At 63.6% G+C, this 11,168-nt stretch carries 14 protein-coding genes; 10 read left to right on the top strand and 4 right to left on the bottom strand.

What is annotated here, in order from left to right:
* Positions 1-57 precede the first annotated feature (57 nt).
* Complete coding sequence (locus ACMNAY_RS06800; protein WP_418718888.1) at positions 58-372, bottom strand: AzlD domain-containing protein; 315 nt, start codon at positions 370-372, stop codon at positions 58-60.
* Positions 369-1,097, bottom strand: a complete 729-nt coding sequence (locus tag ACMNAY_RS06795; RefSeq protein WP_418718887.1) for an AzlC family ABC transporter permease — start codon at positions 1,095-1,097, stop codon at positions 369-371. The genes ACMNAY_RS06800 and ACMNAY_RS06795 overlap by 4 nt, the downstream gene beginning before the upstream one ends.
* 181 nt (positions 1,098-1,278) lie before the next feature.
* Between ACMNAY_RS06795 and ACMNAY_RS06790 the strand changes: the two genes are divergently transcribed.
* From ACMNAY_RS06790 to ACMNAY_RS06765, 6 genes are all read left to right on the top strand, one after another.
* Positions 1,279-2,085, top strand: coding sequence for an HAD-IIB family hydrolase (locus ACMNAY_RS06790; protein ID WP_418718886.1), 807 nt, complete (start codon positions 1,279-1,281; stop codon positions 2,083-2,085).
* Positions 2,075-2,563, top strand: a complete 489-nt coding sequence (locus ACMNAY_RS06785) for a DNA-deoxyinosine glycosylase (RefSeq protein ID WP_418718885.1) — start codon at positions 2,075-2,077, stop codon at positions 2,561-2,563. Before ACMNAY_RS06790 ends, ACMNAY_RS06785 begins: the two co-directional genes overlap by 11 nt.
* Before the next feature lie 67 nt (positions 2,564-2,630).
* Positions 2,631-3,260 (top strand): 5-bromo-4-chloroindolyl phosphate hydrolysis family protein, encoded by a 630-nt coding sequence (locus ACMNAY_RS06780; RefSeq protein WP_418718884.1) that lies wholly within the window; start codon positions 2,631-2,633, stop codon positions 3,258-3,260.
* Positions 3,261-3,287: 27 nt separating this feature from the next.
* Entirely contained in the window at positions 3,288-4,448 is a 1,161-nt protein-coding gene (locus ACMNAY_RS06775; protein ID WP_418718883.1) for a toxic anion resistance protein, read from the top strand.
* Positions 4,448-5,014 (top strand): LemA family protein, encoded by a 567-nt coding sequence (locus tag ACMNAY_RS06770; protein ID WP_418718882.1) that lies wholly within the window; start codon positions 4,448-4,450, stop codon positions 5,012-5,014. Before ACMNAY_RS06775 ends, ACMNAY_RS06770 begins: the two co-directional genes overlap by 1 nt.
* Positions 5,011-5,787: a TPM domain-containing protein gene (locus ACMNAY_RS06765; protein ID WP_418718881.1), complete on the top strand. Its 777-nt coding sequence runs from the start codon at positions 5,011-5,013 to the stop codon at positions 5,785-5,787. The genes ACMNAY_RS06770 and ACMNAY_RS06765 overlap by 4 nt, the downstream gene beginning before the upstream one ends.
* Positions 5,788-5,935: 148 nt before the next feature.
* Here ACMNAY_RS06765 and ACMNAY_RS06760 read toward each other — a convergent pair whose 3' ends face one another.
* Both ACMNAY_RS06760 and ACMNAY_RS06755 read right to left on the bottom strand, forming a co-directional pair.
* The gene (locus ACMNAY_RS06760) at positions 5,936-6,127 is read right to left on the bottom strand and encodes a hypothetical protein (RefSeq protein WP_418718880.1); all 192 of its coding nucleotides are present in this window, start codon (positions 6,125-6,127) and stop codon (positions 5,936-5,938) included.
* The gene (locus ACMNAY_RS06755) at positions 6,105-6,761 is read right to left on the bottom strand and encodes an epoxyqueuosine reductase QueH (RefSeq protein WP_418718879.1); all 657 of its coding nucleotides are present in this window, start codon (positions 6,759-6,761) and stop codon (positions 6,105-6,107) included. Before ACMNAY_RS06755 ends, ACMNAY_RS06760 begins: the two co-directional genes overlap by 23 nt.
* Positions 6,762-7,227: 466 nt before the next feature.
* Here ACMNAY_RS06755 and ACMNAY_RS06750 point away from each other — a divergent pair, with 466 nt between their 5' ends.
* Genes ACMNAY_RS06750 through ACMNAY_RS06735 form a run of 4 tightly spaced genes read left to right on the top strand, consistent with a single transcriptional unit; the run spans position 7,228 to position 11,117 of the window.
* Entirely contained in the window at positions 7,228-7,431 is a 204-nt protein-coding gene (locus ACMNAY_RS06750; protein ID WP_394967041.1) for a DUF896 domain-containing protein, read from the top strand.
* Positions 7,432-7,473: 42 nt separating this feature from the next.
* Positions 7,474-8,670 (top strand): cation diffusion facilitator family transporter, encoded by a 1,197-nt coding sequence (locus tag ACMNAY_RS06745; protein WP_418718878.1) that lies wholly within the window; start codon positions 7,474-7,476, stop codon positions 8,668-8,670.
* Between the two features lie 13 nt (positions 8,671-8,683).
* Positions 8,684-9,874: a PLP-dependent aminotransferase family protein gene (locus tag ACMNAY_RS06740; protein WP_418718877.1), complete on the top strand. Its 1,191-nt coding sequence runs from the start codon at positions 8,684-8,686 to the stop codon at positions 9,872-9,874.
* 28 nt (positions 9,875-9,902) lie between these two features.
* Positions 9,903-11,117, top strand: a complete 1,215-nt coding sequence (locus ACMNAY_RS06735; protein ID WP_418718876.1) for an NADP-dependent isocitrate dehydrogenase — start codon at positions 9,903-9,905, stop codon at positions 11,115-11,117.
* Positions 11,118-11,168: the final 51 nt, after the last annotated feature.

Below are 11,168 nucleotides of genomic sequence, written 5' to 3'. Positions count from 1 at the left end.
AAAAAACCAAACGCGCGGGGCGGCCGGTTCCTGCGTGGGCCCCGGCTCTTTTTAACTTCAGAAGGGCAGAAGGGGCAAAAGCCGCTCCACCACAAACACTGTGACGCAGGCGCAGGCGGCCACCGTGACCAGCCCTTTGCCGGCCAGCGCCACGCCCACAGCCACCACCAGCGCCGCCGCGGCGCTCACCGGGCTCTCGGTGGCCGAGAGAATGGCGGGGAAGGTCATGGCCGAAAGGCAGGCATAGGGCACATAGTACAAAAAGGACTGCAGCCGCCGGCTGCGGATCTTTTTTTGCAAAAGGGTCAGGGGCAGCATGCGGATGAGGTAGGTCACGCCCGCCATCACCAGAAGATACCAGAACAGGCTCATTGTGCCGCCTCCTTTTCCTCATCGGTCTCGGGCGAAACGTCCATGGGGAACAACCAGGCCCCCAACGCCGCCGCGGCTAGCGTGCTAATGACGATGGCAAAGCCGCTGCCCACCGCCTCGGACAGAGGCGTCCAGGCGAAAACGCAGCTCACGATGACCGCCGCCACCACCACCGCCTGCACCGGCTTGGAACGGCGCATGGGCGGCACCACGATGGCGATGAACATGCTGTAAAGAGCCACCCCCAGCGCGCTTCGAATGGCGGGGGAGAGCACCGCGCCCGCGATGGCGCCCACCACGGTGCCGCCGGTCCAGCCCAGAATGGGCAGGGCGGCCAGGCCGTACATATAGGCGGGCGTGAGGGGAGCGGAGCGGCCCATAGCCACCGCGAAGATCTCGTCGGTGTTGGCAAAGGCGATCAGCATCCGCCGCCGGGTGGTGAATTCCGGGCCCAGCCGCTGGCTCAAAGAAAGGCTCATCAGCGCGTAGCGCAGGTTGATGACCAGCTGGGTCAGCGCCAGCTCCACCAGCGGCCCGTGGGCCAGAATGACCGTCAGCCCGGCGAACTGGCCGGCGCTGGTCATGTTGGTCAGGCTGATGAGGCCGGCGATCAGCGGCGACAGGCCGCCGTTCACCGCCAGAATGCCGAAGGTGAAGCTCACCGAGAAATACCCCACCCCGATGGCCAGCCCGTCCCGCAGGCCGGCCCCGTATTCGCTTTTCATGCCGCCGCCTCCCTCGAAGGTGTGTCACTGCGCTCCATTATACTACCAATGACGCGCCAAAGCAACAAAACCGGCTGCCCTCAGGTTCGGCCTTGTGCGGGCGGGGCAAACTGTCTATAATAGAAATAAAGGCCGCCTCGTCCCGCGAGGCGGCCGACCCCAAAAAGGAGACATATGTTCCATGCCTTATAAAGCGATCATTCTGGATGTGGACGGCACGCTGGTGGCCCACGGCGAGCCCTCGGCCCGCCCGGCGGTGGCAGAGATGGTGCGCCGGGTGCAGGCCCAGGGCGTGAAGGTGGTCATCGCCACCGGCCGCACCTATTACGCCATGAACACTTCCATTTTAGGCGGCATCCGGCCGGATTTTGCCGTTTGCGCCAACGGCGCCCAGGTGCTGGACGGCGAGGGCCGTCTGCTGGCCAGCGAGGACTTCACCCCCGAGGAGATGTACGCCCTGGTGGACTACTTCGAGGATTTTGACTATCCGCTGGCCTTTGCTTTTTCCGACAGCTATTACGTCTATGTGGAATTCGAAAAAATGCGCGAATTTTACAAGGCGGTCACCGGCCACAGCGAGTATGTGGCGGACGGCGAGGACCAGGAGCGCCACCTGCAGGACATGCCCTTCGGGGCCTTCGGCATCCTGCCTCCCGGCGCTGTGGATGGATTCCAGGCCCGCTACGGCCACCTGGGCCTGCAGTTCGTGCCCTACCACCCCGGCTACTACGACATCAACCGCGCTGGCACCGACAAGGCGGTGGGCGTGAAAAAACTGATGGAGCTCACCGGCTGGAAGGCCGAAGAGCTGCTGAGCATGGGCGACAACGAGAACGACATCCCGCTGATGAGGCTGGTGGGCCGGTCCTACTGCATGGCCAACGGCAGCGAGTCGGCCAAAGCCGCCGCCAGCGCCATCGCGCCGCCGGTCACCGAAGAGGGCGTGGCCGCCGCGCTGCAAAAGGAGTTTTTCCCCCATGAGCTTTGAGCCGGTGTTCGGCCCGGCCAGCCGGGCGCTCATTCTGGGCAGCTGGCCCAGCCCCGAGAGCTGGCGCCAGGGCTTTTACTACGGCCACCCCCGCAACCGGTTCTGGCCGCTGCTGGCGGGGCTGTGCGGCGCGCAAACGCCGACCACGGTGGAGGAAAAGCGGGCGCTGATCCTGCAAAACGGCCTCGCCCTTTGGGATGTGCTGGAACGTTGCGCCGTCACCGGCGCGTCGGACGCCTCCATCAAGGACCCAGTGCCGGTGGACCTGGCCGCCCTGCTGAAACAGGCGCCGGTGGAAGCGGTGTTCTGCAACGGTGCAACGGCCTTCCGCCTGTACGAAAAGATGCTGCGCCCGGTGTCCGGCATCCCCGCCGTGCGTCTGCCCAGCACCAGCCCGGCCAACGCCGCCTTCAGCATGGAAAAGCTGGCCGCCGCCTGGGGCGGCGCGCTGGGGCCCTGGCTTGGCGGAGTGCGTTGATTTAGCTGCTTCACTGTGGTAAAATAATGTCAAACAGCGGGCGCCGCCCGCGCAGGAGATACGAACCATGAGCAGGATCATCGAGATAAAAAAGAAGCCCGCCGCTCCCTGGTACATCGCCGGGGCGGTGTGGGTGGTGGGGGCGCTGGCGCTGCCCATCTATGAGCTGTGGGCGCTGGGCCTTGTGGCCGTCGCATCGGTGGCGGCGCTGGCGGTGGCCTTCAAGCTCTGTCCGCCGGTCATCGTGACCAAAGAGGTGCCCTGGTTCACCGGCCGGGAGGATGCGGACGAGATGCTGAATCGCATCGACGCCGACCGCAAACGCCTGCTGGAACTGGACGAGCGCATCCCCGACGACGCCCTCAGCGCGGCCATCCGCCGGATGGAAGCCGCCTGCTCCGGCATCCTTGCCCAGCTGGAAAAGGACCCGGACAAGGCCTCCCAGGTGCGCCGGTTCACCAACCACTATCTGCCGGACGCGGTGAAGATCCTCACCCTCTACGCGGAGATGGAGGAGACGGGCGTCACCGGCGAGAACGCCGAGGAGGTGCGCAGGCAGGTGGAGGCCAACGCGGCGGTCATCGCCACCGCCTTCGAAAACCAGCTGGACAGCCTCTATTCCGCCGCGGCGCTGGATCTGGACGCCGATCTCGAAGTACTCAAAGGCATGCTGAAAGGGCAGGGCCTTGTGGAATAATTTCTAAAGCGAAAGGAACGAACGACCATGGACGAAAAGAACATGATGCCCGAACTGACCCTGGACGCTGTGCCCACCCTCACCCTTGACCCCGCCGCCGACGAGGCCGCCGCTGCGGCTGCCGCCGAGGAGGAGAAGAAGGTCGAGCCGGTGATGATCGAGGAGACCCGCCTTTCCCCCGAAGAGCAGAAGATGGTGGACGACTTCGCCGAGAAGATCGACGTGACCAACAGCCAGATGGTGCTGCAGTACGGCGCGGCTACCCAGAAGAAGATCGGCGATTTCAGCGAGACCGCCCTGGACAAGGTGCGCACCAAGGACCTGGGCGAGACCGGCGAGATGATCGCCAATCTGGTCACCGAGCTGAAGGGCTTCGACGCCCAGGAAGAGAGCAAGGGCATCTTCGGCTTCTTCAAAAAGGCCGGCAGCGGCATCGAAGCCATGAAGGCCAAGTACGCCAAGGCCGAGGTGAACGTGGAGAAGATCGAGGCCGTGCTGGAAGGCCACCAGGTGCAGCTGCTCAAGGACGTGGCCATGCTGGACAAGATGTACCAGATGAACATGCTCTACTTCAAGGAGCTCACCATGTACATCCTGGCGGGCAAGAAGAAGCTCAAGCAGGTGCGCGAGGGCGAGCTGCAGGCCGCCATGGACAAGGCCAAGGCCAGCGGCCTGCCCGAGGACGCCCAGGCTGCCCGGGATCTTGCCGATATGTGCGACCGCTTTGAGAAAAAGCTCTACGACCTGGAGCTCACCCGCAATGTGTCCATCCAGATGGGTCCCCAGATCCGCCTCATCCAGAACAACGACACCATGATGGCGGAAAAGATCCAGACCAGCATCGTCAACACCATCCCCCTGTGGAAGAGCCAGATGGTGCTTGCCCTGGGCCTGGCCCACAGCCAGCAGGCCATCGAGGCCCAGCGGGCGGTGAGCGACATGACCAACGAGCTGCTGAAAAAGAACGCCGCCGCCCTCAAGCAGGGCACCATCGACGCGGCCAAGGAGTCCGAGCGGGGCATCGTGGACATCGAGACCCTGCAGGCCACCAACAAGAGCCTCATCGAGACTCTGGATGAGCTGAACAAAATCCAGACCGAGGGCCGTGCCAAGCGCGCTGCCGCCGAGGTGGAGCTGGGCCGCATCGAGGGCGAATTGAAACAGAAACTGATGGAGCTGCATAACTGATGAAAGGCCCGTGTAAACTGGAACAGATCCTGCCCGCGCCGCTGAAGAACAAGGTGGTGGCGGTGGCCGCCGCCTGCCTGCTGACCGCAGGCTCGGTGTTCGGCATCGGCGGGGCAAAGCTGGCCGCCTACGCAAACAGCACCGCTGCGGCCTTCTCCGACGGGATGTATTCCATCGCCGCCGACCTGGACGCCCGGCTCAACTCGGCGGCCAACCTGGTCACCGTGGCCAAAAAGGTCAGCGGGGTCAGCGCCGAAGCCATCGACGGGGTCAGCAGCGCCATCGAGGCGGTGAAGTCCGCCGAGGGGCCCGCCGCCAAGGCCGCCGCCGACGCGGCTCTGGCCGATGCGGCCAACGCCCTGTACGACGAGGCGTCCGCCCTGGCGGACCCGAGCCAGTACGACCTTTTGTCCGGGGAGCTGGCGGAGTTCAACGCCCGGGGCAACACCATCCGAAACAACGACTATAATTCCCAGGCGCAGGAGTTCAACGACACTCTGTCCGGCCAGCCCGCAAAGCTGATCGGCGCGCTCTGGGGTATAAAGGAGGCGGAATATTACCGATGAAACAGGCAAAACGCGCCCTCGCCGGCCTTGCGCTGGCGGCGGCCCTGCTCACCGGCAGCGTCTTTGCGGCGGTGCCCGCAGCCCCCGAAAACAGCTGTGTGCTGGACGAGGCGAACGTGCTGAGCGAGCGCACCGAACAGGCGGTGAACGACCTGACCATCGCTTTGGATGAAGCCTGCGGCGCCCAGATCGGGGTGCTCACGGTGGAATTCACCGGCGATTCCACCACCGCCGATTTCGCCGTGGACACCTTCAACGCCTGGGGCGTGGGCGATCCCGACAAGAACAACGGCGTTCTTCTGCTGCTGGTCACCGGCGCGGAGGACTATTACTGCGCCGTGGGCACCGGCCTGGAAAAGGATCTGACGCCCCAGAAGGTCGACGACCTGCTCTGGAACAACCTGGAGGAAGGTTTTGCCAAGGGCGATTATGACGCGGGCGTCACCGCCTTCACCAACGCCATGTACGACGAGCTGTGCGACATCTACGGTGTGCAGCCCGGTCAGAGCACCGGCGGCGGCGCGCCTGCTCCCGCGCCGGAACGGCCTTCCTTTGCGGCCCGTGTGGGCAGCTTCTTCACTCTGACCATCCTGCTGGTGGTGCTCATCTTCCTGGTGGTGCTGGGCAGGATCCTGCACCCGGTGCGCTATGTGCGCACCCGCTGGTTCGGCTACAGCTATCCGCCCCTGCCGCCCCGGCGGCTTTGGAGGCTTTGGCGGCGGTTCCTCCCGCCCGTCCTCTTCCTCCCGCCCCAAGAGTTTCGGCGGCTTTAGCGGCGGCTCTTCCCGCGGCTCCGGCGCAGGCCGGCGCAGCGGTGGCGGTTCCTCCCGCTCCGGCGGCTCCCGTTCCGGCGGCGGCGCAGGCCGGCGCAGATAACGTTAAAAAAAGAGGCCTTCCCCGGCGGGGAAGGCCTCTTTTTTGTCATTTCAGCAGGCCGTAGACCCGGTAGGTCTCCAGCATCTGGCCGAGAGTCAGTTTCTGACCCATCAGCTGGCGGTAGGTGGCGGTGCGGGTCTTATCTTGCGCCTTCAGCGTTTCCATGCGGGCCGTCGTGTCGGCGTATTGCGCCTGCAGGTCCGCCAGCATTTTCTCAAATTGTTCCAGCCGGTCCATCGGGGGCGTCCTCCTTCTTTGCAGTGTGCCGGGCGCTGAACTCACAGCCACAGTAATCCTGCCGGTACAGGCCGTATTCGGCCGAAAGTTCCAGACTGCGCTTGTAGCCGTTTTTCTTCTTGAAGTCGTTGGGCAGGTGGCGCACGCCGTACTGCGCTTCCAGCTCCTGCCCGATGGCGTTGATGCGCGCCGCGTCCTTGTGGGGGCTGATGGAAAGGGTGGTGCAGAACCAGTCGAAGTCGTGTTCGGCGGCGTAGCGGGCCGCCTCTTCCATCCGCAGCCGGTAGCACACGGTGCAGCGTCCGCCCCGTTCCGGCTCGGCCTCAAGGCCCGCCACGGCCTCGTAATAGCGGCCGGTGTCGTAGTCGCCCTCCACCACCTGCACCGCGGGGGCAAAGGCGGCGGCAAAGCGCTCCAGTTCGTCTCCCCGGCGGCGGTACTCGGCGGCGGGCCAGATGTTGGGGTTATAGTAGAGGATGGTCACCTCAAAATGGGCCAGCAGCTGTTCCAGCACAGCGCTGGAGCAGGGCCCGCAGCAGGCGTGGAGCAAAAGCCGGGGCTTTTTGTCTCCTTCCGGAGCCAGCCGGTCAAGCAAGGCTTCCATCTCCCGGGCATAGTTGGGTGGGTTCGCCATGAAAAAAGCATCCCCCTTTCGTTTTGTCAAAGACATTATACCACGGCGGGCAAGGGGAGAGAAAGAACGCCCGGTCACAGACTGTTTGTAACGTTTTTGCAATTTGTTTATAAGCTTATCACGGTTTTTCCACAAAGTAGGGGTATTCTATAATCACAGCCCGGGGGGAACAAAAGATTCCCCAAAGTGAAAACCGGCCACGGCAAGAAGCCGTGTATACTGGCCGCCGCCCATGCGACGGGCGGGCCCGCAAGCCCCGCCTGTGGACGGCCCAGACAACCGACCCGCCTTCCCCTTCGTGAGAAGGTTCATATAGATATCCGCTTTTTCATGAGATTCCTCTTCAATTTGTGCAAAAGCAGCCTGTCCCTTCACTCCTCGGGACGGGCTGCTTTTGCGTTTTGACCCTTTTTCTGGTATAATAAGCGAAAAGTGTGCCGCGCCCGCGGCCGAAAGGGGAACGCCCATGGAACAGCAAAAACTTGACCGCATCAGCGAACTGGCCCGCAAAAGCCGTACCGCCGAAGGCCTCACCGATGCGGAACGCGCCGAGCAGATGGCCCTGCGCCAGGAATACATTGAAAGTATGAAGCGCAGCCTGCGCGCCCAGCTGGACAACATCGAAATCATCGACGAAAACGGCTCCCGCCCGCTGAAGCGCAAGTCCTGACGGGCCAAACGCCCCATTTCATAACATCCGAGGTGCTTTTGTGTGACTGAAACGCTCGTGCGGCTGTTCGTCAAAAACAGCCGCGACACCGCCGACCCCGCCGTGCGCACGGCCTATGGCAATCTGGCCAGCTGGGTGGGCATCTTCTGCAATCTGCTGCTCTGCGCCGGCAAATTTTTGGCCGGCACCCTCTCGGGCAGTATCTCCATTGCCGCCGACGCGGTGAACAACCTGTCCGACGCGTCCTCCAGCGTGGTGAGCCTCATCGGCTTCAAGCTGGGCGCCCGCCCCGCCGACGAGGAACACCCCTACGGCCACGCCCGCTTTGAGTATCTGGCGGGCCTTGCGGTGGCGGTGATGGTGCTGGTCATCGGCGTGGAGCTGCTGAAAAGCAGCGTGGAAAAGATCTTGAACCCCGCCCCCGTAACTTTTAGCTGGGTGGCCATGGCGGTGCTGGCGGCGTCCGTCGCCGTCAAGCTGTGGATGGCTCTGTTCAACCGCACGCTGGGCAAACGCATCAACTCCGGTTCCCTCATCGCCACCGCGGCGGACAGCCGCAACGACGTGCTCACTACCAGCGCGGTGCTCATCGCCAGCCTCATCAGCCACTTCGCGCAGGTGGAGCTGGACGGCTGGATGGGCGCGGCGGTGGCCCTGTTCATCCTCTACAGCGGCGTGGGCCTCGTGCGGGACACCATCGATCCCCTGCTGGGCCTGGCCCCCGACCCGGAACTGGTGCAGCACATCCACGACAAGATCATGAGCTATCCCGGCGTGCTGGGCACCCATGACCTGATGGTCCACGACTACGGCCCCGGCCGGCAGTTCGCCAGCGTCCATGTGGAGCTGGCCGCCGAAGCGGACGTGATGGCCAGCCACGAGCTCATCGACGACATCGAGCGCGACTTCCTCAAAAATGACCGGCTGCCGGTGGTCATCCACTTCGACCCCATCGTCACCTCCGACGCCCAGGTGGGCGATATGCGCCGCTGGCTGGCCGAGGCGGTGAAGACCATCGACCCCGCCCTCACCATCCACGATCTGCGCATGGTGCCGGGCATGAGCCACACCAACATCATCTTCGACTGCGTCACCCCTCCGGGCTTTGCCATGAGCAGCGCCCGGCTGAAAGAGGCTATCAGTAAGTTGGTGAGCGAGAAAGACCCCGCTTACCGCTGCGTCATCACTGTGGAATCGAATTTCGCCGCCGTGCCCTGCGCAGGCGAAGCGGTGCGGTAAGGGGGAAGAGACGATGGAGTTTTCCTATTCCGACAAGGTGTTGGGCATGCGCCCCAGCATCATCCGCGAGCTGCTCAAACAGATGAGCGACCCGGCCCTCATCAGTTTCGCCGGCGGCAACCCCGCGGCGGACAGTTTCCCGGTGGCGGACATCCGCGTTTTCAGCGACAAGCTGCTGGAGAGCGACCCGGTGGGCATGCTGCAGTATTCCGTCACCGAGGGCTACGACCCCCTGCGCAGCGCCTGCCGCGCCTTTGCCAACCGTCAGTGGCCGGTGGTGAAGGAGAGCGATGAGCTCATCATCACCAGCGGCAGCCAGCAGGTCATCGAGTTCATGGCGAAACTGCTGTGCAACGAGGGCGACGTGGTGGCGGTGGAGGAGCCGGCTTTTCTGGGCGCCTACAACTCCATGCGCAGCTTCGGAGCCGAGCTTCGGGGCGTGCCCCTGGAGCCGGACGGCGTGAACCTGGAGGCCCTGGAAGCGGCCTTTGCCGCCCAGCCGAAGCCCAAGTTTTTCTACTGCATCCCCAACTTCCAGAACCCCACCGGCTATACCACCAGCAAAGAAAAGCGCAAAGCCATCTATGAGCTGGCGGTGAAGTACGGCGTGCCGGTGCTGGAGGACGACCCCTACGGCGCGCTGCGCATCTCCGGCGAGGACGTGCCCCCCATCAAGCACTTTGACGAGTGCGGCGCGGTGGTCTATGCCGGGTCTTTCAGCAAAATCCTTTGCCCCGGCATGCGCCTTGCCTATTGCGCCGGACAAGGCGACTTCATCACCAAGATGGTCACCGCCAAGCAGGGCAGCGACGTGCACACCAACGTCTGGGCCCAGCGGGTGTGTGAGCGGATGCTCACCCAAACGGACATGAACGCACACATCGCCCGGCTGCAGGCCATCTACCGGGAAAAGGCGAACTACATGATGGAGAAGCTGGACGAAAAGCTCTCCGGCGCGGTGAGCTATGTGCGGCCGGAGGGCGGCATGTTCATCTGGGCCAAGCTGCCCGACGAAGTGCCCGCTGGGGAATTTGCCCGGCGGTGCCTGGAAAAGAAGCTGGCGGTGGTGCCGGGCAGCGCCTTCTACACCGACAGCGCGGTGGAGCAGCCCTTTGTGCGGCTGAATTTCTCCACCCCCACCAAGGAACAGATCGACCGGGGCGTGGCTGTGATGGCCGAAGTTCTGGCTGAAATGACGAAGTGACCGCAAAAACGAGAGGAGAGAGGCACCCATGGAAAAAATCAAGATGACCACCCCCCTTGTGGAGATGGACGGCGACGAGATGACCCGCATTTTGTGGCAGATGATCAAGGACGAACTGATCCTGCCCTTTGTGGAGCTCAAGAGCGAATACTACGACCTGGGGCTGCCCAACCGGGACGCCACCGGCGACCAGGTCACTATGGACGCGGCGCTGGCCAACAAGAAGTACGGCGTGTCGGTGAAGTGCGCCACCATCACCCCCAACGCCCAGCGCATGACCGAGTACAACCTGCACGAGATGTGGAAGAGTCCCAACGGCACCATCCGCGCCGTGCTGGACGGCACGGTGTTCCGCGCGCCCATTCTCATCAACTGCATCAAGCCGGTGGTGAAGAACTGGAAAAAGCCCATCACCATCGCCCGCCACGCCTACGGCGACGTGTATAAGGGCACCGAGTTCCGCATCCCCGGCCCCGGCAAGGCGGAGCTGGTGTTCACCGGCGAGGACGGCACCGAGATGCGCCAGACGGTGTATGACTTCGAGTGCCCGGGCGTTCTGCAGGGCCAGTACAACAAGGACACCAGCATTGCCAGCTTCGCTCGCAGCTGCTTCAACTACGCCCTTTCCACCAAGCAGGACCTGTGGTTTGCCACCAAGGACACCATCAGCAAGAAGTACGACCACACCTTCAAGGATATCTTCGCCGAAATCTACGAGGCGGAGTATAAGGAGAAGTTCGAGGCCGCGGGCATCGAGTACTTCTATACCCTTATCGACGACGCGGTGGCCCGGGTCATCCGCAGCGAGGGCGGCTTCATCTGGGCCTGCAAGAACTACGACGGCGACGTGATGAGCGACATGGTCTCCACCGCCTTCGGCAGCCTGGCCATGATGACCAGCGTGCTGGTGAGCCCCGACGGCTGCTACGAGTACGAGGCCGCCCACGGCACCGTCACCCGCCACTACTACCGCTATCTGAAGGGCGAGGTCACCAGCACCAACCCCATGGCCACCATCTTTGCCTGGACCGGCGCGCTGGCAAAGCGGGGCGAGCTGGACGGCATCCCGGCTCTGGAGGACTTCGCCAAGAAGCTGGAGGCCGCCTGCATCGACACCCTGGAGAGCGGCGTGATGACCAAGGATCTGTGCGGTTTGGCGGAGGGCATCACCCCCACGCCGGTGTCCAGCGAGGAGTTCATCAAGGCCATCCGCAAGAACCTGGAAGAGAAGCTGAGCGCGTAAAGCGAAAGCCGAAAGGCTTGTATGGTCCAGAATAAACAGCGGCCCCCGCGG

The organism is Candidatus Allofournierella merdipullorum (genome assembly GCF_048426865.1).
GTDB lineage: Bacteria > Bacillota > Clostridia > Oscillospirales > Ruminococcaceae > Allofournierella_A > Allofournierella_A merdipullorum.
This window is presented reverse-complemented; position numbering and strand designations above follow the sequence as displayed.